This window comes from Ancylobacter oerskovii (genome assembly GCF_018390555.1).
GTDB classification, from domain to species: Bacteria; Pseudomonadota; Alphaproteobacteria; order Rhizobiales; family Xanthobacteraceae; genus Ancylobacter; species Ancylobacter oerskovii.
The window spans coordinates 24,282-46,061 of sequence record NZ_JAHBGB010000002.1; the positions used below are offsets into that span (position 1 = coordinate 24,282).

Genomic DNA, 21,780 nt, shown 5'->3' on the forward strand with positions numbered 1-21,780 from the left:
AGAAGAAAGGGGCGCTCCTGCCGGTTTGCCCCATCCCGGAGATCGAACTCGGCGCCAGCCGGGTTCGATCGGCGAGAGGGCGCGGGCCGTACCTCGCGACGTGCCCCCGTATAAGCCCCTCCGATGGCCGCATGGCGCTTGCCGCCCGCCGGCCCCGATGCGACCCTAGCCTCTCCGATTCCGACGCGACCGGGGGACGCGCCATGGCCGGCCGGATCATCACCATCGCCCAGCAGAAGGGCGGCTCGGGCAAGACGACGCTCGCCGCGCATCTGGCGGTGGCGCTGGCGCTTGGCGGCGCCCGCGTCGCCCTGCTCGACTGCGACCCGCAGGGCAGCCTCGGCGAATGGTTCGAGGCGCGCGAGGCAAGCCTCGGCGAAGAGGCCACCGGCCTCGATTTCCGCACCGCCTCCGGCTGGGGCGCCCGCCGCGAGGCCCGCAGCCTGGCGCGGGACTACGAGATCATCGTCATCGATACCCCGCCCAAGTCCGACATCGAGTCCCGCCCGGCCATCGAGGCCGCCAGCCTGGTCGCCGTGCCCGTCCAGCCGACCCCGGTCGATCTGTGGGCGACGCAGGCGACGCTGGACATGATCGCCAAGGAGGGCACCCCCTCTTTGCTGGTGATCAACCGGGCGCTGCCCCGCGTCGCCCTGACGCAGGAGATCGGCGAGGCCCTCCGCGCGCTCGGCCATCCCGCCGCACAGACCCGGCTCGGCAACCGCGTCGCCTTCGCCGCCTCGATGGGCGCGGGCCTCACCGTGCAGGAGGTCGCGCCGGGCTCGAAGGGCGCGCTGGAGGTCGAGGCCCTCGCCGCCGAGATCGGCCGGCTGATCGGCGCATAACCTATCGTCATACCGCCAAGGCCGGTCCGAAGGCCCGAAAATGCCCGCCGGCGGTTGACGCGCGCGCCCGCAACCGGCAATCAAAAGAAGGCGGCGGGCGGCAAGTCTTTGTTCACCCTATTCTTCTAGCTTGCCGCCAAACAGTGTTGGCCCCGCACGGGTCGCTCGCGGTCCTGTCCGGGTCCGCGGCCAGCTACGACGGGTATCGAGGGTGGCGTTGCACCGATACGGAAAGGCAGGACTGAGGAGGTTTCGGCTGGCCGTGTTGCTGGTCGCCTCCGTTGCGCCGCAAGCACTGCTCGTCGCGGCGCCGGCGCTCGCCCAATCCGCCTCCCCGCCGGCCTCCCAGACCCCCGCCACGCAGCCGGACACCCAGCCGGCCAACGAGGCGCCGCAATCCGGCGTGCTCGGCCCCATCCTCGACCTGTTCAACCCGTCGCGCGTCGCCGCCCGCGAGCCGCCGACCATCGACGCCACGCCCTACAAGCTCACCATCGACGTCAAGTCGACCGAGCGCGCCATCCGCAACGCCGTCACCGACGCCTCCAATCTGGAGCGGCTGAAGGACCGGCCGCCGGCCGGCGCCGCCGGCCTGATCCGCCGCGCCCTTTCCGACGGGCCGGCGATCAATGCGGCGCTCTATTCGATCGGCTACTACGGCAGCAAGATCCGCATCACCGTCGCCGGCAACGCGCCGGACGCGCCGAATATCTTCGATATCGTCGAGGCGTCGCGCAAGCGCGGCCCGGTGCCGGTGACCGTCACCGTCGATCCCGGCCCGCTGTTCCATTTCGGCCGCATCGCCATCCTCGACGCGAAGACCGGGCGCCCGCTCGTCGACGCGCCGAGCCTCGCCAGCCTCGGCTTCGCGCCCGGCGAGCCGGCGCTCGCCACCACCGTGGTGCGGGCGGAGGCGACGCTGACCAATCACTGGCGCGACGCCGGCCACCCCTTCGCCCGGGTGACGGACAAGGACGTGGTCGCCGACCACGCCGTGCGCCAGCTCGACGTCACCTTCCATGTCGAGCCCGGCCCGCGCGCCACCTTCGGCCGCTTCACCGTGAAGGGCGCCGACTTCCTCACCCCCGGCTTCATCGAGGACCGCATCGAGATCGCCCATGGCACGCCCTATTCGCCGGACGTGCTGAACCGGCTGCGGCGGCGGCTGCTGGAATATGAAGCCATCGCCAGCGTGCGGATCATCGAGGCCGATCACCTCGAGCCCGACGGCTCGCTGCCGATCACCATCGAGGTCTCGCCGCGCAAGCCGCATTATGTCGGCTTCTCCGCCACCTATTCCTCCACCGACGGCTCGGCGATCAACGGCTATTGGGGCGCGCGCAACCTTTTCGGCGGCGGCGAGACGCTGCGCCTCGATGCGCAGGTCTCCTGGTTCGGCCAGGAATCGGAGGCGGTGCCGGATGCCGATCCCTTCGGCTACAAGGTGGCCGCCACCTTCGTGAAGCCGGGCATCATCACCGCGCGCGACGATCTCGTCATGGAGGCCGCGGTGCTGCGCGAGGTCACAAACGCCTATGTGCGCGAGGCCGGCACCTTCCTCGGCGGCATCCGCCACCGGTTCAGCGACGAGATGTCTCTGCAGGTGAGCGTCGATCTCGAACAATCGCGGGTGTGGGACACCACCGGCGTCAACGACTATTTCATCGCCGGCATACCGTTCGAGCTGAATTACGACAGCACCGACAACAAGCTCGATCCGTCGAAGGGCATCCGCTTCACCGGCATCGCCGAGCCCTTCGCCAGGCTGGGTGACGCCGACGGCGTGCCGACCCTGCTCAATGCCCGCTTCTCGACCTATTACGCGCTCGACGAAGCCAAGCGCTACATATTGGCCGGCCGCGTCGCCGCCGGCAGCATCTTCGGCGCCGACCTCACCGACGTGCCGCCGCAACGGCGCTTCTATGTCGGCGGCGGCGGTTCGCTGCGCGGCTATGACTACCAGTCCGCCTCGCCGCGCAATGCCGACGGCATCATCATCGGCGGCCGCTCCTATTTCGAGGCCTCCGTCGAGGCGCGCATCAAGGTCACCGACACCATCGGCGTGGTGCCGTTCTTCGACATGGGCTCGGCCTTCGCCAGCGAGGCGCCGGACTTCGACGAGATGAAATACTCGGCCGGCATCGGCCTGCGTTACTACACCTCGATCGGGCCGCTGCGGCTCGACGTCGCCTTCCCGCTCAATCCGGGGCCGGACGACGGCGACTACGGCATCTATGTCAGCTTGGGGCAGGCCTTCTGATGGTGGCGCGGTTTCTCAGCTTCCTCATCTACGCCGTGATCGGGCTGGTGCTGCTGGTCCTCGCCCTCTTCGGCATCATCCAGACCCCGCCCGGCAAGGCGGTGCTCGCCCGCCTCGCCTCCTCGCTCGCCTCCACCCCCGGTCTCGCCGTCGGCATCGAGGGCATCAGCGGCTTCGTTCCCTCCGATATCGGCGTCGAGCGCATCACCCTTTCCGACGATGACGGGGTCTTCGCCACCATTTCCGGCGCCCGCCTCTCCTGGAGCCCGCTGGCGCTGCTCAACCGCTCGGTGGATGTCACCGCGCTGGAGGCGGCGAAGGTGGAGGTGCTGCGCCGTCCGCTGCCGCCGCCCGAGCCCTCCGCCCCGCCGCCGGCCTCCTCCTCCGCCCCTCCGCTGCTGCCGGTGCGGCTCGAACGCCTCGCGATCGGCGAGATCGTCCTTGCCGAGCCGGTGCTCGGCCATGCCGCCACGCTCGGCCTCACCGCCTCGGCCGACCTGTCGGCGACCACCCGCGCGGTGGCGCTGAAGTTCGAGCTGGACCGGCGCGATTCCCCCGGCCGCGTCGCCGGCACGGCGTCCTTTGCGCCGGAAACCCGGCAGCTCGATCTCGACCTTTCCGCCGAGGAGCCGACCGGCGGCCTCATCGCCCGCGCCGCCGGCATGGACGGGCTGCCCGAGCTCACCGCCTCGCTGAAGGGCAGCGGCACGCTCGACCAATGGGACGGCCATCTCGCGCTGCAGGCCGGCACCATCGCGCAGGCTTCCGGCGCCGCCGGCATCCGCGCGGTGCCGCAGGGCCACCGCTTCACCGCCGCCATCGACGCCGACATTTCCCGCCTGCTGCCGGCGGATCTCGGCCCGCTGTTCGAGGGACGCACCGAGCTCGCCGCCGCCGCCACGCTCGATCCCGCCAACCGCCTCGCCATCGAGAGCTCGAGCGTGCGGGCCGCCGGCTTCGGCGCCTCGGTGAGAGGCGGCCTCGATCTCGACGGCGGCATCGCCGAGCTCACCTTCCAGGCCCGCGTGCCCGACCATGCCCGCTTCGCGGCGCTGGCGCCGGGGATGGCCTGGCAGTCCGGCACGCTCGAAGGCACGGTGATGGGCAAGATCGCCGCGCCCGCCGTCGACGCCCATGTGGTGGCGACCGGCCTGTCGGGCGCCGGCTACGGCACCGGCACCCTCACCGTCGACGCCACCACCCGCCCGGATGCCGAGGGCAACCTCGCCGTCACCGCCGAGGGCGAGGCGCAGGGCCTCACCGCCACCGAGCCGCAGGTGGCCGCCGCGCTGGGTCCGACCGCCCGCTTCCAGGCGACCGGCCTCGTGCCGGCCGGCGACACCGCGCTGGCGCGCCTCACCGGCCTGACCGTGCATCTCACCGGCCTCACCGCGCGCTTCACCGGTACCGCCGACCAGGCCGACATCGACGGCAAGCTCAGCGTCGAGCGGCTCGACCTCGCCACCCTCGTCCCGCTGATCGAGCGGCCGCTGGCGGGCCAGGCCCAGTTCGACATCGGCATCCAGGCGAGCGAGGGCCTCTCCCGCCTCACCGTGACCATTGACGGGCGCTCGCAGAACGTCGTCACCGGCGTTCCCGCCGCCGACGGCTTCTTCGGCCACGCCACCACCCTCACCGGCGCGATCGAGCGGTCGGGACAAAGTGCCATATCGATCAATAACTTGCGGATGAATGCCGACGGGCTTTCCTTCGCGATGGACGGCCGGCTCGACACCACCGCCGCCGATCTGCGCGCCAGCCTCGACCTTGCGGATCTGGCCCGGCTCGACCCGCGCGTCACCGGCGCGGTGAAGGCGCAGGGCGCCTTTTCCGGCTCGCTGGACGACCTGAAGGCCACCGCCGAGGTCTCGATCCCGTCCGGCACCGCCATGGGCAAGCCGATCCAGGGACTTACGCTCGCCTTCACCGGCAACGACATCACCGGCAATCCGAGCGCGACCTTCCGCCTGAACGGCACCATCGCCGGGCAGCCGGCCACCGGCAGCGGCTCCTTCGCCAGCGCCCCGAACGACCGTTTCGAGGTGCAGGAGCTTGATATCGCTATCGGATCGGCGCGCGCCACCGGCGACGTCACCGTCACCGACGCCAGCCTCGCCACCGGCCGCCTGATCCTTGCCGCACCCAATCTCGCCGATCTCTCGCCGCTGGCGCTCACCGAGCTCGCCGGCAGCCTCAACGCCGACATCGGCCTCGACATCAGCGAGGGCCGCCAGCGCGTGGTGCTGAAGGGCAATGCCGAACGCGTCGCCGCCGCCGGCCAGTCGGTCGCCATGGCCCGCATCGACGCCACGGTGATCGACCCCATCGGCGTGCCCGCCCTCGACGGCACCGTGGAGGTACGCGGCGCCAACATTTCCGGCCAAGTCATTGAAAACGCCACGATCCGCGGCAAGGGCGGCACGGACGGCACCGATCTCACCGTCGACGCCACCGTGCAGAACACCGCGCTGCGCGCCGCCGGCCGGCTGAGCCGCCAGGGCGACGGCGCCCGGCTGCGGCTCGATCGTCTCTCGGCGACCCGCGGCGGCACCACCATCGCCAGCACCGCCCCGGCCAACATCGTCTATGCCGGCGGCACCGTGACCATCGACCGCCTGGCGCTCAATGCCGGCGGCGGCACCGCCACCCTGGCCGGCAGCGCCGGTGAGCGCCTCGATCTGACGGCGGATCTTCGCGCCATCCCGCTCTCGCTTGCCGAGCTCGCGGCGCCGGGGCTGAACCTGTCCGGCACGCTGGCCGGCAATGCCCGCGTCACCGGCACCCCGGCCGCGCCGACCGGCAACTACCAGCTGACCATCACCCGGCTGTCGACGCCGGACGTCGCCCGCGCCGGCGCCGGCCCGTTCGACATCACCGCCCGCGGCGACCTCGCCGGCGGCCGCGCCACCCTCCGCTCGGAGATCAGAGGCCGGTATCTTCAGGCGCTTGCGATCAACGGCTCCGTGCCGCTCGGCGCCGGCGCGCTCGATCTCGCCATTCGCGGCGGGGTGGATCTCGGCATTCTCAACCCGATGCTGGCCACCACCGGCGCGCAGGTCGCCGGCAATGCGGCGGTCAACGCCACCGTGACCGGCACCGCCAGCGCGCCGAATGCCGGCGGCACCATCCGCATCAGCGGCGGGCGCTATATCGACAGCCTGAACGGCATCAGCCTCGACCGCATCGAGGCGCTGCTCACCGGCACCCAGCGCAGCGTCACCCTGACCTCGCTCTCCGCCCGCACCGCCAATGGCGGCGGCCTCACCGGGCGCGGCAATGTCGGCCTGGACCCGGCCGCCGGCTTCCCGGGACGCATCGAGATCGACATGGCCAACGCCCAGCTGGTGAACAGCGAGCTGATGCGCCTCGTCACCGAAGGGCGGATCGCGGTGGAAGGCGCTTTCCTCAACAATCCGCGCGTCACCGGCCGCATGGTGGTGCGTGCTCTCGACGTCAACATCCCCGATCGGCTGCCGGGGGGCGTGCAGAGCCTCAATGTCCGCCACGTCAATGCCGGCGCACGTTCGGTGCCCGGCGCCGGCCGGCCGGGCCGCCGCGAGCCGCGGCCGGCGGATACCGGCATCCCGCTCGACCTCACCATTTCGGCGCCCAACAACGTGTTCGTGCGCGGCATGGGCATCGAGGCCGAGCTCGGCGGCGACATCCAGCTGCGCGGCACCTCCACGGCGCCGGTGGCGATGGGCGGCTTCGAGATGCGGCGCGGCAATTTCGATTTCGTCGGCCGTCGCCTCTCCTTCACCCGCGGCCGGGTAACGTTCACCGGCACCACCGATCCCGAGCTGGACTTCGTGGCCGAGACCACCGCCAACGACGTCACCGCCCGCATCATCGTCACCGGGCCGGCCTCGGCGCCGGAGATCGACTTCACCTCGAACCCCACCCTGCCGCAGGACGAGATCCTCTCCCGCCTGCTGTTCGGCCGCTCGGTCGGCCAGCTCTCCTCCGGCCAGGCGCTGCAGATCGCCCAGACCGTCGCCCAGTTCTCCGGCGGCGGCGGGATGCTGAACGATGTGCGCCGCTCGCTCGGCGTCGACAGCCTCGAACTCGGCACCGACGACGCCGGCACCGGCGGGCAGGTCGGCGTCGGCCGGCGGCTCAACGACAACATCTATCTGGGCGTGCGCCAGGGCACGAGCGCCAATTCCAGCAAGGTGACGGTGGACATCGACGTCACCAAGAACATCCGCCTGCAGGGCGCCACCTCGGCCGGCGGCTCCGCCGAGGTCGGCATCGGCGCCCAGTGGGACTACTGAGCGCCGGCCCGCTTGCGGGTCAGGCGGCGCGGTAGCGCTCCGCCGGGCTGTCGAGCGACAGTTCCGGCCCCAGTGCGAGGCGGGCGGCCTCCAGCGCCTCCCACTTGCCGAGATCGCGCAGCGAGGGAATGGTGATCACCTCGCCGAGGTCGAGCCCCCGCAGCGCCGCCGCGACCAGGTCCTCCGCCGACATCATCATGTTCGCCGGAAGCTGCGAGGCGTCGAGCCCGGCCCGGTCGAAGAACTCGGTGCGCGTCAGCCCCGGCAGCACCGCCTGCACCCGCACCGGGCCGCCCTTCAGCTCATTGTGCAGCGATTGGGTGAAGGCCAGCACGAAGGCCTTGGTGCCGGCATAGGCGCCGGTCAGCGTGTCGGCGAGGAAGGCCACCACCGAGGCGATGTTGACCAGCGCGCCGCGCCCGCGCCGGCTGAAGGCGCTCGCCGCCGCCAGCGACAGCCGCGTCAGCGCCACGACGTTGAGCTCCACCATCGCCAGGGTCGGCGCGGGATCGGCGCCCACCACATTGCGCTCGGTGCCCATGCCGGCATTGTTGACCAGCAGGGTGATCGCCGGATCGCTCTCGATCCGCGCCGCCAGCGCCTCCACCTCCTCCGCCCGGCCGAGATCGGCCGGCAGCACTTCCACCGCACGCCCGGTCGCCGCGCGCAGCTCGGCGGCCAGCGCCTCCAGCCGCGCCCGGTCGCGGGCGACCAGGACGAGATCGTGGCCGCGACGGGCCAGCTGCTGCGCATAGGTCTTGCCGATGCCGGAAGACGCGCCGGTGACGACGGCGACGCCGAGTTCGGAGGGGGATGACATGGGAGCCTCGTGAAAGGAGACGGCGAATGCCGCCGGATCGGCATTTAGATTATGTATGTAATGAATAAATCGCAAGCGTCACCAGAATCGCGATGGCGGAAGGGATCTTGCAGCCGTCTGGCGCGTATATGTTCGCCCGCAAGCAACGCGACGATGCCATGTCCCCGACCTCCCCTGCATCCCCGACCTCCCCTGCCCTCGTCTGGTTCCGCGACGATCTCCGTCTCGCCGACAATCCGGCGCTGGCCGGCGCGCTGGCCGAGGGCCGGCCGCCGATCCTGCTCTATGTCCTCGACGAGGAAACACCCGGCCGCGAAACACCCGGTCGTCGCTCCCTCGGCGCGGCGGCCCGCTGGTGGCTCGGCCGTTCGCTCGCCGCCCTCGCCGCCGATATCGCGCGGATCGGCGGGCGACTGGTGCTGCGCCGGGGGCCGGCCGACAGGGTGGTGCGCGAGGTGGTACGGGAGGCCGGCGTCGCCTGCGTGCACTGGAACCGGCGCTACGAGGCCGGCGCCATCGCGCTGGACCGCCACCTCAAGGCGGAGCTGACCGCGGGCGGCGTCGACGTGACCAGCCATTCCGGCACGCTGCTGCACGAGCCATGGACGCTGCGCACCCGTTCCGGCGGCCCGTATCGCGTCTTCACGCCTTTCTATCGCGCCGCGGCTTCCCTTGGCGTGCGCGCTCCGCTCCCCGTCCCCGCGAGGCTGGCGCCCGGGCCGGAATTGCCCGGAGACGATCTCGACGACTGGCGGCTCGAGCCCCGCGAGCCGGATTGGGCCGGCGGCCTGCGGGCCGCCTGGCAGCCGGGCGAAGCGGGCGGACGCGCCGCGCTGGTCGAGTTTCTCGATCGCGGCCTTCACGGCTATGCCGAGCGCCGCGACCGGCCGGACGGCGCGCACACCTCACGCCTCTCGCCCTTCCTGCGTTCCGGCAACCTCTCGCCGGTGCAGGCGCTCGCCGCCGTCGAGCACGCCGCCGAGGCGGGCGAGGCACAGGCGCGCGACGTCGAGAAATTCCGCAGCGAACTCTATTGGCGGGAATTCTCCTACCACCTGCTGTTCCATCACCCCGAGCTGGCGACCGCGAATCTCAACGCCCGCTTCGACGCCTTTCCCTGGCGGGACGACGCCGGCTTCGTGCATGCCTGGCAGCGCGGCCTCACCGGCTACCCCATCGTCGATGCCGGCATGCGGCAGCTGTGGCAGACCGGCTGGATGCACAACCGCGTGCGGATGATCTGCGCGTCCTTCCTGGTCAAGCACGGCCTCGTCGACTGGCGGCACGGCGAGGCGTGGTTCTGGGACACGCTGGTCGACGCCGATCCGGCCAACAACCCCGCCAGCTGGCAATGGGTGGCCGGGTCGGGCGCCGACGCCGCGCCCTATTTCCGCATCTTCAATCCGGTGACGCAGGGCGAAACCTTCGATCCCGACGGCCGCTATGTCCGCCATTTCGTGCCGGAACTGGCCGGGATGCCGGCCAACCTCGTCCACAAGCCCTGGCAGGCGACGCCGGAGGTGCTGGCGCGGGCCGGCGTCACCCTCGGCACCAGCTATCCGCGCCCCATCGTCGAGCTCGCCGCGGCGCGTGAACGGGCGCTCGACGCCTATCGGCGCAGCGGCGGCAAATGACGGCGACAAAGGTTGCCGAGCCGGTTTCCCGCTACTATTTTCTGAGCCCCTTGAACCGACAGATGAAATCAGCGCCATGGATATCCGTAACGGTCTCGTCGAGGCGGTCGGCAACACGCCCCTCATCAAACTGAAGCGCGCCTCGGAGGAGACCGGCTGCACCATTCTCGGCAAGGCGGAATTCCTCAATCCCGGCCAGTCGGTGAAGGACCGCGCGGCGCTGTTCATCATCCAGGACGCGGTGAACAAGGGCCAGCTGAAGCCCGGCGGCGTCATCGTCGAAGGCACGGCCGGCAACACCGGCATCGGCCTCGCGCTGGTCGGCAATGCGCTCGGCTTCCGCTCGGTGATCGTCATCCCCGAGACGCAGAGCCAGGAAAAGAAGGACATGCTGCGGCTGGCCGGCGCCACGCTGGTCGAGGTGCCCGCCGTGGCCTATGCCAACCCGAACAATTACGTGAAGGTCTCCGGCCGCCTCGCCGAGGCGCTGGCCAAGACCGAGCCGAACGGCGCCGTCTGGGCCAACCAGTTCGACAATGTCGCCAACCGGCAGGCGCATATCGAGACCACCGGCCCGGAGATCTGGGCGCAGACCGACGGCAAGGTCGACGGCTTCGTCAGCGCGGTCGGCACCGGCGGCACGCTGGCGGGCTGCGCCATCGCGCTCAAGGAGCGCAACCCGAATGTCCGGGTTGCCCTCGCCGATCCGTTCGGCGCCGCGCTCTACAGCTACTACACCACCGGCGAACTGAAGTCGGAGGGCTCCTCCATCACCGAGGGCATCGGCCAGGGCCGCATCACCGCCAATCTGGAAGGCGCGCCCATCGACGTCGCCTACCAGATCCCCGATGCCGAGGCGGTGCAGATCGTGTTCGATCTCCTGGAGTTCGAGGGCCTGTGCCTCGGCGGCTCCTCCGGCATCAATGTCGCCGGCGCCATCCGCCTCGCGAAGGAGATGGGTCCCGGCCACACCATCGTGACCCTCCTGTGCGACTTCGGCACCCGCTACCAGTCGAAGCTGTTCAACCCCGATTTCCTGCGGGAGAAGGGCCTGCCGGTCCCCGGCTGGCTGGAGCGCAGGATCGACGTCCCCAACGTGATGCTGTGATGGCCACCGCGCTCCTGTTCCGCGACGACGCCTATCTCGCCGACGCGCCGGCCACCGTGGTCGGCCTGACGCCGGAAGGCGGCATCGTGCTGGACCGCACGGTGTTCTACGCCACCGCCGGCGGGCAGCCGGGCGACACCGGCCGGCTGGTCGGGGCCGACGGAACGGAGCTCGCCGTCGCCGGGGCCGTCTGGTCACCGGACAAGACGCAGATCGTGCACCTTCCCGCTGCCGGCTCTCCCCTGCCGGAGGTCGGCGCGGCGGTGACGGCGCGCCTCGACTGGGCGCCCCGCTACCGGCGCATGCGCATGCACACCGCGCTGCACCTGCTCTCCGTCGCCCTGCCCTATCCGGTGACGGGCGGCTCGATCGGCGAGGAGGAGAGCCGGCTCGATTTCGACATTCCCGATGCCGGCCTCGACAAGGACGCCATCGCCGCGCGGGTGAACGAGCTGATCGCCACCGATGCCGCCGTCACCGAGAGCTGGATCACCGACGAGGAGCTCGACGCCAATCCCGGCCTCGTCAAGACGCTGTCGGTGAAGCCGCCGCGCGGCTCCGGCCGGGTGCGGCTGGTCAGGATCGGCGACATCGATCTGCAGCCCTGCGGCGGCACCCATGTGCGGCGGCTCGGCGAGATCGGCGCGGTCGTCATCGGCAAGATCGAGAAGAAGGGCCAGCAGAACCGCCGCGTCCGCCTCGCCTTGGCCTGAACGCGGCGCGCGTCGCCGCAGAGCATTCCCGCAGGGACCACACAGGGATCATCCCCATGACCACCGCCCCGGCCACCCCCTCGAAAGGCCGCTTCGTCACCACCCAATGGCTGGCGGAGCGTCTCGGCGCGCCCGACGTCGTCGTCGTCGACGCCTCCTGGCACCTGCCCACCGCCGGGCGCTCCGCCCGCGCCGAATATGCCGACGCGCATATTCCCGGCGCGGTGTTCTTCGACATCGACGCGGTGGCCGACCGTTCGAGCGGCCTGCCGCACATGCTGCCCACCGAGCCGGCATTCGATGCCGCCGTGGGGGCGCTCGGCATCGGCGACGGCATGACCATCGTGGTCTATGACAGCCTCGGCCTGTTCTCGGCCGCGCGCGGCTGGTGGACCTTCTTCGTGTTCGGCGCCCCCAACGTGTTCGTGCTGGAAGGCGGGCTGCCGCAATGGCGCGACGAGGGACGCCCGCTCGAAGCCGGCGAGGTGAGCCGTCCGCCGGCGCGGTTCACCGCCCGGCTGGACCGCAGCCGCGTCGCCGGCGCCGATCAGGTGGCGCAGGCGAGCGAGGAAGGCAGCGCCCAGATTCTCGACGCCCGCTCCGCCCCGCGCTTCCGCGGCGAGGAAGCCGAGCCGCGGCCGGGCGTGCGCCCGGGCCACATTCCCGGCGCCCTCAACCTGCCGTTCGGCGAGGTGTTGGCGAATGGCCGGCTGAAGTCGCCCGAGGAGGTGCGCCAGGCGGTGACGGCCGCCGGCGTGGATCCGTCGCGGCCGGTGATCACCAGCTGCGGCTCGGGCGTCACCGCCGCCATCCTCTGGCTGGCGCTCGACAGCCTCGGCACGCCCCCCGCCGCGCTGTATGACGGCTCGTGGTCGGAATGGGGCGCCTCGACCCGGCTGATCGCCATCGGACCGGCATAGCTTTGGCAACGCCCACCTCGGCGGCTCGACGCGGGAACGCCCACCTCAGTTCGGGAACACACAACCCTGGGCGACCCGGCGTAGCCTCGGCAATGCTCCACCTCGGCTCGGGAACGCACCACCCCGGGCGGACCGGCATAGCCTCGGCAACGCCCACCTTAGCTCGGGAACACACCACCCGGGCGGACCGGCGTAGCCTCGACCCACCTAGGGCGGTGGGGGGTTTTCAGCTTGCCGCGACGACGCGTTCCGAATGCCTGGCCTGCCAAATGCCTGGTGTCCCCCCGCCCTTGCCGACCTTGCATTTGCCAAACCTGCCCTTGCCGAAAGAGCCGTCCGGCTCCCTCTCCCCGAGGGGGAGAGGGGTGGGGTGAGGGGGATCGACGTTCCCAGACCTTGCCCCAAGGGCTCATCCAAGACCTCATCCAAGATCTCGCCTGACGCCTTCGCCCCACGCCTTCGCAGGGACGCGCCCTCACCGCCCCCTGAAGCTTGCCCCCGGGCCCACCAAAGGCGGCCCCTCGGGGGCGTGCCGTTCTCCGCTCAAGCCGGCTATTTCCGGCTCGGGTTCGACCAACAGACCCGGCAACCGCCGGGTTCTGACCGGATATATCGCGCGTCGACCTTTCCAGCCCCGAACCCGGCAACCGGGGATAGACAAGGACAGCCCCCGCTCTCAGTGCAGGATCTGGCTGAGGAACAGCTTGGTGCGCTCGTGCTGCGGGTTGGAGAAGAACGCGTTCGGCTCGTTCATCTCGATGATCTGCCCGGCATCCATGAAGATCACCCGGTTGGCCACCTGGCGGGCGAAGCCCATCTCGTGGGTGACGCACAGCATGGTCATGCCCTCCTCGGCGAGGCTGACCATGGTCTCCAGCACTTCCTTCACCATTTCCGGGTCGAGCGCCGAGGTCGGCTCGTCGAACAGCATGATCTTCGGCTTCATGCACAGCGCGCGGGCAATCGCCACGCGCTGCTGCTGGCCGCCGGAGAGCTGGCCGGGATATTTGCCCGCCTGCTCGGGGATCTTCACCTTCTTGAGGAAGTGCATGGCCAGCTCTTCCGCATCTTTCTTGGGCATCTTGCGCACCCAGATCGGCGCCAGGGTGAGGTTCTCCAGGATGGTGAGGTGCGGGAACAGGTTGAAGTGCTGGAAGCACATGCCGACTTCGCGGCGGATCTCGTCGATCCGCTTGAGGTCACTGGTGAGCTCGACGCCGTCGACGACGATGGTACCCTGCTGGTGCTCCTCCAGCCTGTTGATGCAGCGGATCATGGTCGACTTGCCGGAGCCGGACGGCCCGCAGATGACGATGCGCTCGCCGCGATGCACCTTGAGGTTGATGTCCTTCAGCACATGGAACTCGCCGTACCATTTGTGGACGCCGATGAGCTCCACCGCGGTCTCGCGGCTCGGCGGCGTGTGCACGGCCGGCAGGTCGTCGCTCGGAACGATGGAATGGGCTTCGGTCATGACGGTCTCCATCGGTTCAATGTCTGTGGGAGGTGTTCAGCCGGCGCTCCACGAAGAGCGAGTAGCGCGACATGCCGAAGCAGAAGATGAAGTAGACGATGCCGGCAAAGGCGAAGCCGGTATACAGCGTCACCGGCGTCGCCCAGTTGGGGTCGGTGAAGGCCGCCCGCAACTGGCCGAGGAAGTCGAAGATCGAGACGATCAGCACCAGCGTCGTGTCCTTGAACAGGCTGATGAAGCTGTTGACGATGCTCGGGATCACCAGGGTCAGCGCCTGCGGCAGGATGATCAGCCGCATCATCTGGCTCCAGGTCAGGCCCATCGCCATGGCGCCCTCGTACTGGCCCTTGGGGATCGCCTGCAGGCCGCCGCGCACCACCTCGGCGATATAGGCGGCGGTGAACAGCGCGACGCCGACCAGCGCCCGCAGGAGCCCGTCCGGGTTCACGCCCACCGGCAGGAACAAAGGCAGCATGTAGGTGGCGAAGAACAGCACGGTGATCAGCGGCACGCCGCGCCAGAACTCGATGAAGATCACGCAGAGCAGCCGCACGATCGGCATTTGCGAGCGCCGCCCCAGCGCCAGCGCGATGCCGAGCGGCATGGAGGTGACGATGCCGGTCACCGCGATCACCAGCGTCACCAGCAGCCCGCCCCATTGCCGGGTCTCCACCCGCTCCAGGCCGAAATCGATGTCCCAGAGCAAGGTGAGGAGGCCCAGCCCGGCGAAGGCGTAGGCGGTCATCCGCGCCGCGCCGCGGCCGCTGCCGGCGGCGAGCCGGCCGATGGCGTAGGCCACCGCCACGCAGAGCGCCGCGGTGAGGAGGAAATCCAGCCAGAAGCCGAGCCGCACGCCCGCCACGCCGGCATCGCCCGCCACCGCCCGGATCAGGCCGAAATGCCCGAACAGGAAGTTGGAGGCGTCGATATTGCCGCCGGTGAGCAGGATGAAGGCGAGGATCGGGTAGGCGACGAAGAACAGGAAGGAGTTCAGCCGCTTGTGGGGCCAGGACAGCACCAGCAGCGGCACCAGCAGGACGACGCCGAGGAAGAAGACGAGGTCGACCCGCCAGCGCTCGCCGGCCGGATAGAATCCGTAGATCAGCTGCGCGAACTTCGCCTTGATGAAGGGCCAGCAGGCGCCGACCTCCGGGCCGAGGCAGGCCTCGCGGTTGCTGCCGGTCCATACCGCGTCGACCAGCAGGAAGCGGATCAGCGGCGGCACGATCCACACCACGAGGGCGAGGCCGAGCAGCGTGAGCACGCTGTTGGTGATGGAGGAGAACAGGTTCTCCCGCATCCAGCCGATCGCCCCGACATTGCGGCGCGGCGGCGGCAGCGGCGTCTGCATCTCCGTGCGGATGAAGGTTCCGTCGTCGAAGGTCAGGCTCATGGCGCGTTCCTCACCGTTCCACGAGCGCGACGCGCTTGTTGTAGGCGTTCATGATCACCGAGGTGATGATCGAGATGACGAGATAGACGCCCATGGTGATGGCGATGATCTCGATGGCCTGGCCGGTCTGGTTCAGCGTGGTGCCGGCGAACACCGCCACCAGGTCGGGATAGCCGATCGCCACCGCCAGCGAGGAGTTCTTGGTGAGGTTGAGATACTGGCTGGTGAGCGGCGGGATGATCACCCGCAGCGCCTGCGGGATCACCACCAGCCGCATGGTGAGGCCGGAGCGCAGGCCGAGCGAATGCGCCGCCTCCGTCTGGCCGTGGCTCACCGAGGTGATGCCGGCGCGCACGTTCTCGGCGATGAAGGCGGCGGTATAGGTGGAAAGGCCGACGGTCAGCGCCACGAATTCGGGGATGACGCGCATGCCGCCGACGAAGTTGAAGCCCTTGAGCTCCGGCTTCTCGAAGGTGATGGGGAAGCCGGTGGCGATCATGGCGACCAGCGGCAGCCCGACGATCAGCCCGAGCCCGATCCAGAGCATGGGAAAGCCCCGGCCGGTCTCTTCCCGCCGCTGGCGCGCCCAGGCGTTCACCAGCACCGTCGCCAGTACCGCGAAGCCGAAGGTCAACAGGACGAGGCCGGTCCCCTCGCCGAACAGCGGGCGCGGAATGACGATGCCGCGATTGGAGATGAAGGCCTCGCCGAAGATGGAGATGCTCTGGCGCGGGTTCGGCATGGCGCTGAGCACGGCGAGATACCAGAACAGGATCTGGAACAGCGGCGGCAGGTTGCGCAGCAACTCCACATAGCAGGTGGAGATCAGCCGGATGACGAAGTTCTTGGACAGCCGGCCGATGCCGACCAGGAAGCCGATGACCGTCGCGAAGAAGATGCCGATCACCGCCACCAGCAGCGTGTTGAGGATGCCGACGAGGAAGGCGCGGCCGTAGCTCGACGTCTCCGAATAGCCGATCAGCGTCTGGCTGATGCCGAAGCCGGCGGTGTTCTCCAGGAAGCCGAAGCCGGTGGCGATCTTTTGCGCCGCGAGATTTTCCCGCGCATTGTCGATGAACATCCAGCCCAGGATGACCACCAGCACCAGCGCCACGACCTGAAGGACGATGCTTCGCACCTTCGGATCGTTCATGAACGACGTACGGCCCCGCGCGGGCGCCGGCTCGACCCAATCCGCCATCAATTCCCCTCGCCTCGTGGAGGCCCCATTCTATCGAAGCCGCAGGCCCGGTCTCATGCCGGTCTTTGCGCCTGCGCCCCGCTTGCGGGGCATCCCCCGGCCAGGCCGGGGGATGCCGGATCGGTCAGCGGATCGGCGGGGCGTATTGCAGGCCGCCCTTGGTCCACAGCGCGTTGGTGCCGCGCGCCAGCTTCAGCGGGGTGTCGGGGCCGACATTGCGGTCGTACATCTCGCCGTAATTGCCGACCAGCTTGACGATCTGGACAACCCACTCATTGCCGAGGCCCAGGCCCTCGCCGAACTTGCCTTCGGTGCCGACCAGGCGCTTCACCTCCGGGTTGGCTGACTTCAGCATCTCGTCGATGTTCTTGGAGGTGACGCCCAGTTCCTCGGCGTTCACCTGCGCGAACAGCACCCACTTCACGATGTCGAACCACTGGTCGTCGCCATGGCTCACCACCGGGCCGAGCGGCTCCTTGGAGATGATCTCCGGCAGGACGATGTGGTCGTCCGGGTTCGTCAGTTTGAGGCGTTCGGCGGCGAGGCCGGAACGGTCGGTGGTGAACACGTCGCAGCGCCCGGCGTCATAGGCCTTGACCGCCTCGTCGGCGGTGGCGAAGGCGATCACCTCGTACTGCATGTTGTTGGCGCGGAAGAAGTCGGCGACGTTCTGCTCGGTGGTGGTGCCGGTCTGGGTACAGACCGAGGCGCCGGAGAGCTCGAGCGCCGAGTTCACCTTCTTGTCCTTGCGGATGATGAAGCCCTGGCCGTCATAATAGGTGACGCCGGTGAAGTTGAGGCCGAGCGAGGTATCGCGCGAGATCGTCCAGGTGGTGTTGCGCGACAGGATGTCGATGTCGCCGGACTGCAGCGCGGTGAAGCGGTCCTTGGCCGACAGCGGGGTGAACTTCACCTTCGTCGCATCGTTGAACACCGCCGCCGCCACGGCGCGGCAGAAGTCGACGTCGAGGCCGGTCCAGTTGCCCTTGTCGTCCGGGCTGGAGAAGCCGGGCAGCCCCTGGCTGACGCCGCACTGGATGAAGCCCTTGGCCTTCACCTGGTCGAGCTTCGCGGCCTGGGCGCCGGCCGCGGCGAGGCCGAGCGCGCCGGCAAGGGCGAAAGTGGAAAGGAGGCGTTTCATAATGGCAGCCCTGTTCATCGGTTTTTGATCGGGCGCACATCTGCTGCCGCAGATGATGCGGACGGAAGGCGAAGCAAGTCGCATGCCGCGCGACGCGCGGGTCTGCCGCAAGGTCGTGCTCCCTTCGTCTGAGGGGCCCGGTTGCTCGCATGGCGTGTCGTGCGGCCGTAAGGTCATCAGAACGATGTATTCTCATGCGGTCAAGCGCTTGACGAGGGGCCTCCGCTTGCCCCCAATGACGCCCCCGCTCGATGAGAACTGCGCCAATCCATGTCCAGACTGCCCAAGGGCTCGCCCCGGCCCGACTACGCGCCCGATACGCTCCTCGTCACGGCCGGCCGCGATCCACAGAGATTTGACGGCTTTGTGAATGTGCCGATCGTCCGCGGCTCCACCGTGCTGTCGCCGACCGTGCACGATCTCGAGCATCATACCGGCCGCTACTCCTATGGCCGGCGCGGCAACCCGTCGGTGGAAGCGCTGGAGACCGCGCTCGCCGAGCTCGAAGGTGGCGCCGGCGTGGTGCTCACCCCGTCGGGCCTGTCGGCGGTCAGCACCGCCCTGCTCGCGGTGCTGCAGGCGGGCGACCACCTGCTCATGGTCGACACCGCCTATGCCCCGACGCGGCGGGTCTGCAACGAAGTGCTGAGGCGCTTCAACATCGAGACCACCTTCTACGACCCGCTCATCGGCGCCGGCATCGCCGCGCTGTTCCGGCCGAACACCCGTGCGGTGTTCATGGAAGCGCCGGGCTCGCAGTCCTTCGAGATGCAGGACGTGCCGGCCATCGTGGCGGCGGCGGCCGGCCGGGAGATCGTCACCCTCATCGACAACACCTGGGCGACGCCGCTCTACTTCCGCCCGCACGATGTCGGCGTCGATCTCTCGATCCAGGCCGGCACCAAATATCTCGGCGGCCATTCCGATCTCAATCTCGGCACCATCTCGGCCAATGAGCGCTGCTACCGGCGCCTGCGCACCACCCATGGCGATCTCGGCCTCACCGTGGCGCCGGAGGATGCCTTCCTCGCCGCCCGCGGCCTGCGCACGCTGTCGGTGCGCCTCGCCCGCCATCAGGAATCGGCGCTCACCGTGGCCCGCTGGCTCGCCGGACGCCCGGAGGTGCTGCGGGTGCTGCATCCGGCGCTGCCGGAGGATCCCGGCCACGCCATCTGGGCGCGCGACTTCAAGGGCGCCTCGGGGCTGTTCAGCATCGTGCTGAAGCCGGCGAGCAAGCCGAGCGTCGACGCCTTCCTGGATTCGCTCGCCCTGTTCGGCCTCGGCTACAGCTGGGGCGGCTTCGAGAGCCTCGCCATCCCGTTCGACTGCTCGACCTACCGCAGCGCCACCAAATGGGCGCCGGGCGGGCCGGCGGTGCGCCTGCATATCGGCCTCGAGGACCCCGCCGACCTCATCGCCGATCTCGAGCAGGGCCTGCGGCAGCTGGTGCCGGCCTGAGCCCCGCTAGGGGGCCGCGGCCGGGGCGAGGCGCGACGGCACGAGGCGCGACGGCACCAGGCCGCCCGCCTCCTCGATGAAGCGCGCGACCTCCGCGACGCCCTCGCCGGCCCGCACATTGGCGAACACATAGGGCCGCCGGCCGCGCATCTTCTTCGAATCGCGGTCCATCACCTCCAGCGAGGCGCCGACATGCGGCGCGAGGTCGATCTTGTTGATCACCAGCAGGTCGGAGCGGGTGATGCCCGGCCCGCCCTTGCGCGGGATCTTCTCGCCGGCCGAGACGTCGATGACGTAGATGGTCAGGTCGGCGAGCTCGGGCGAGAAGGTGGCCGCGAGGTTGTCGCCGCCGGATTCGATGAGGATCAGGTCGAGCTGCGGGAAGTGGCCGCGCATCTCGGCGATGGCGGCGAGGTTGGCCGAGGCGTCCTCGCGGATGGCGGTGTGCGGGCAGCCGCCGGTCTCCACCCCCATGATGCGCTCGGCCGGCAGCGCCCCGGCGCGGGTGAGGATCTCGGCATCCTCCTTGGTGTAGATGTCGTTGGTGATGGCGCACAGATCGTAGCGGTCGCGGAAGAGGCGGCACAGCGCCTCCATCAGCGCCGTCTTGCCCGATCCGACCGGTCCGCCGATGCCGACCCGCAGCGGGCCGCTCCCCTCGCTCATGACTGCACTCCCTGTCATCATCTGAAGCCGGCTCGCGCCGCCCGGGCCGGCCGGCCCTAGCTGCGGAACAGGCGGGTATACTGGGTCTCGTGGCGCATCGAGGCGATGTCGGAGCGCAGCGCCGCCCCGCCCAGCGCGTCGAGATCGACATGCGGCGCCTCGGCGGCGACGGCGCGAAGGGTGGCGGCGCAGCCGGCGAGCGCGCGGTTGCCATCGGTCTGGCCGAGCGGCACCAGTCGCACCGCGGCGGAAACCAGATTGGCCGCCACCGCCGTCAGGAAGGCGGCGAGCGTCGCCGCCAGCGGCAGGGCGTGCAGCGCCGCCGCCGCGCCGACCGCCACGGGATAGGCGAGCCGCCCGTCCCAGGCCTCGGCCAGCCGCTCGAAGCCCGGCGACGGCCAGGCGATGCGGGTGGCGGCGAGGAAGGCGTCGCCCTGGTTGAGGGTTTCCATCTGCCGCTCGCGCGAGGGGGCGAACGCGCTCGCGAGCTCCGCCACCTCGGCGAAGGCGCCGTTGTCGCCCGCCTGCACCGCGCGCCAGGCATGGGCGAGCAGAACGGCATCGGTGAACGGGCCGCCGCAGCGCAGCAGATCGTCGAGCCATCCCTCCAGCCCGGCGGCGGTGCGGATGTCACCGGTCTCCACCGCCCATTCGAGGCCGTGCGAATAGGCAAAGGCGCCGACCGGATAGGCGGGCGACAGCCACACGAACAGCGGAATGAGGTCGGTGGCGGCGGCCGTCCCGAAGCCGGCGTCCGCCTCGCGGCCACCGGCCTCCCGGGCGTCAGCCGTGACGGTGTCCCTTGGAGGCGTGGTCGTGATGATGGTCATGCCCATGATGCTTGTGGTCGTGGTCGTGATCGTGACCGCAGCCGCAGGACTCGCCATGGGCGTGCTTGTGGTCGTGATGTTCGTGGTCGTGATGTTCGTGGTCGTGATGCGCATGCCCCTCGGGCGCCGGCGCGCTGCCGATATGGATCACGTCGTGCTGGTGGTGATGGTGCTCGCCATGATCGTGCCCGCAGCCGCAGGCCTCTCCATGCTCATGGTGATGATGCCCATGGTCGTGATCGTGATGCTCGTGCCCATGATGCTCGTGCCCGTGATGCTCGTGCTCATGATGGCCGTGATCATGGCCGTGCCCGTGCGCCTCGGCGGCCTCATAGGCGCCGCCCTCCGGCTCGAAGCTGGCTTCGACGGTCGCGACCTCGGCTCCGAGCCCGCGCGCCATCTCCTCCAGCACCGGATCGCGGGCGATGCGGATGCGGTCGGCCAGCAGTTGCGCCGGCACATGGCGATTGCCGAGATGCCAGGCGAGCCGCGCCAGATGATGCGGGTCGCGGGCGACGATCTCGGCCACCGGCTCCTCGGCGGCCACCACCGCCACGATGCGCCCGTCCTCCAGCGAAATCCCGTCGCCGTCCTTCAGCCGCGCGGCTTCCGGCAGGTCCAGCAGGAACACCACGTCGCCCTCGCCGCGCATGGCGATGCGCCGGCGGTGCCGGCCGTCATGCGGCAGCACCACCTTGTCGGCGGCGGTCGAGGCATCCCAGCTGCCGGCGGGAACGAGCGTGCGGGCACGGATCATGGCGAAACTCCAGTTGAGAAGCGGCGCGTGGCCGGAGCATCCTTCGAGGCTCGCTGCGCTCGCACCTCGGGATGAGGTGGTTCGAAGGGCCCCTCGTCCTGAGGCGGTTCGAAGCCCCCTCATCCCTGAGGTGCCCGGCCGAGCCGGGCCTCGAAGGATGCCGCAGCAGAACGCCTTCCCCAGTCTTAGAACAGGAAGCAGCGCGGCGCCATCGGCAGTTCGGGGCGAGGAAGACCGCCGCGCCCGCACCTTGGAACGAGGCGGCTCGAAGCCCCTCATCCTGAGG

At 69.9% G+C, this 21,780-nt stretch carries 16 protein-coding genes; 8 read left to right on the forward strand and 8 right to left on the reverse strand.

Features of this window, described 5'->3' with window-relative positions:
* The first annotated feature begins 203 nt into the window (after positions 1-203).
* The 3 genes from parA (at position 204) to KHC19_RS00465 (ending at position 7,379) form a co-directional block, all read left to right on the forward strand.
* Positions 204-845, forward strand: coding sequence for a ParA family partition ATPase (parA, locus tag KHC19_RS00455; RefSeq protein WP_213350067.1), 642 nt, complete (start codon positions 204-206; stop codon positions 843-845).
* Positions 846-1,107: 262 nt separating this feature from the next.
* Positions 1,108-3,105: an autotransporter assembly complex protein TamA gene (locus KHC19_RS00460; RefSeq protein ID WP_343207615.1), complete on the forward strand. Its 1,998-nt coding sequence runs from the start codon at positions 1,108-1,110 to the stop codon at positions 3,103-3,105.
* On the forward strand, positions 3,105-7,379 hold the full coding sequence (locus KHC19_RS00465) for a translocation/assembly module TamB domain-containing protein (RefSeq protein WP_213350068.1): 4,275 nt from the start codon (positions 3,105-3,107) through the stop codon (positions 7,377-7,379). Before KHC19_RS00460 ends, KHC19_RS00465 begins: the two co-directional genes overlap by 1 nt.
* 19 nt (positions 7,380-7,398) lie before the next feature.
* On the opposite strand, the gene KHC19_RS00470 is transcribed toward KHC19_RS00465, so the two are convergent.
* On the reverse strand, positions 7,399-8,199 hold the full coding sequence (locus tag KHC19_RS00470) for an SDR family NAD(P)-dependent oxidoreductase (RefSeq protein WP_213350069.1): 801 nt from the start codon (positions 8,197-8,199) through the stop codon (positions 7,399-7,401).
* A gap of 158 nt (positions 8,200-8,357) precedes the next feature.
* On the opposite strand from KHC19_RS00470, the gene KHC19_RS00475 reads away from it, so the two are divergent.
* The 4 genes from KHC19_RS00475 to sseA all read left to right on the forward strand — a co-directional run bounded on the left by KHC19_RS00475 (position 8,358) and on the right by sseA (position 12,574).
* On the forward strand, positions 8,358-9,833 hold the full coding sequence (locus KHC19_RS00475; RefSeq protein ID WP_213350070.1) for a cryptochrome/photolyase family protein: 1,476 nt from the start codon (positions 8,358-8,360) through the stop codon (positions 9,831-9,833).
* A 76-nt stretch (positions 9,834-9,909) separates the two neighbouring features.
* The gene (locus KHC19_RS00480) at positions 9,910-10,941 is read left to right on the forward strand and encodes a cysteine synthase A (RefSeq protein WP_213350071.1); all 1,032 of its coding nucleotides are present in this window, start codon (positions 9,910-9,912) and stop codon (positions 10,939-10,941) included.
* A complete protein-coding gene (locus KHC19_RS00485) occupies positions 10,941-11,654 on the forward strand; it encodes an alanyl-tRNA editing protein (RefSeq protein ID WP_213350072.1) in 714 nt (237 codons plus the stop codon). The genes KHC19_RS00480 and KHC19_RS00485 overlap by 1 nt, the downstream gene beginning before the upstream one ends.
* 56 nt (positions 11,655-11,710) lie before the next feature.
* Positions 11,711-12,574 (forward strand): 3-mercaptopyruvate sulfurtransferase, encoded by an 864-nt coding sequence (sseA, locus tag KHC19_RS00490; RefSeq protein ID WP_213350073.1) that lies wholly within the window; start codon positions 11,711-11,713, stop codon positions 12,572-12,574.
* Between the two features lie 676 nt (positions 12,575-13,250).
* Here sseA and KHC19_RS00495 read toward each other — a convergent pair.
* The 4 genes from KHC19_RS00495 to KHC19_RS00510 all read right to left on the reverse strand — a co-directional run bounded on the left by KHC19_RS00495 (position 13,251) and on the right by KHC19_RS00510 (position 17,783).
* Positions 13,251-14,048 (reverse strand): amino acid ABC transporter ATP-binding protein, encoded by a 798-nt coding sequence (locus KHC19_RS00495; protein WP_246548057.1) that lies wholly within the window; start codon positions 14,046-14,048, stop codon positions 13,251-13,253.
* A 16-nt stretch (positions 14,049-14,064) separates the two neighbouring features.
* Positions 14,065-15,441 (reverse strand): amino acid ABC transporter permease, encoded by a 1,377-nt coding sequence (locus tag KHC19_RS00500; protein ID WP_213350074.1) that lies wholly within the window; start codon positions 15,439-15,441, stop codon positions 14,065-14,067.
* A 10-nt stretch (positions 15,442-15,451) separates the two neighbouring features.
* A complete protein-coding gene (locus KHC19_RS00505) occupies positions 15,452-16,642 on the reverse strand; it encodes an amino acid ABC transporter permease (protein WP_213350075.1) in 1,191 nt (396 codons plus the stop codon).
* 124 nt (positions 16,643-16,766) lie between these two features.
* Complete coding sequence (locus tag KHC19_RS00510; protein ID WP_213350076.1) at positions 16,767-17,783, reverse strand: amino acid ABC transporter substrate-binding protein; 1,017 nt, start codon at positions 17,781-17,783, stop codon at positions 16,767-16,769.
* Between the two features lie 270 nt (positions 17,784-18,053).
* Between KHC19_RS00510 and metC the strand changes: the two genes are divergently transcribed.
* A complete protein-coding gene (metC, locus tag KHC19_RS00515) occupies positions 18,054-19,241 on the forward strand; it encodes a cystathionine beta-lyase (protein ID WP_213350077.1) in 1,188 nt (395 codons plus the stop codon).
* Positions 19,242-19,247: 6 nt separating this feature from the next.
* Here metC and ureG read toward each other — a convergent pair whose 3' ends face one another.
* From ureG to KHC19_RS00530, 3 genes are read right to left on the reverse strand one after another with little or no spacing between them, the layout of a single operon-like run.
* Complete coding sequence (gene ureG, locus KHC19_RS00520; RefSeq protein ID WP_213350078.1) at positions 19,248-19,907, reverse strand: urease accessory protein UreG; 660 nt, start codon at positions 19,905-19,907, stop codon at positions 19,248-19,250.
* Between the two features lie 56 nt (positions 19,908-19,963).
* On the reverse strand, positions 19,964-20,737 hold the full coding sequence (locus KHC19_RS00525; protein ID WP_213350079.1) for an urease accessory protein UreF: 774 nt from the start codon (positions 20,735-20,737) through the stop codon (positions 19,964-19,966).
* Positions 20,691-21,494 carry an urease accessory protein UreE gene (locus tag KHC19_RS00530; protein ID WP_213350080.1) on the reverse strand — a complete coding sequence of 268 codons (804 nt, stop codon included), beginning with the start codon at positions 21,492-21,494 and terminating at the stop codon, positions 20,691-20,693. Before KHC19_RS00530 ends, KHC19_RS00525 begins: the two co-directional genes overlap by 47 nt.
* Positions 21,495-21,780: the final 286 nt, after the last annotated feature.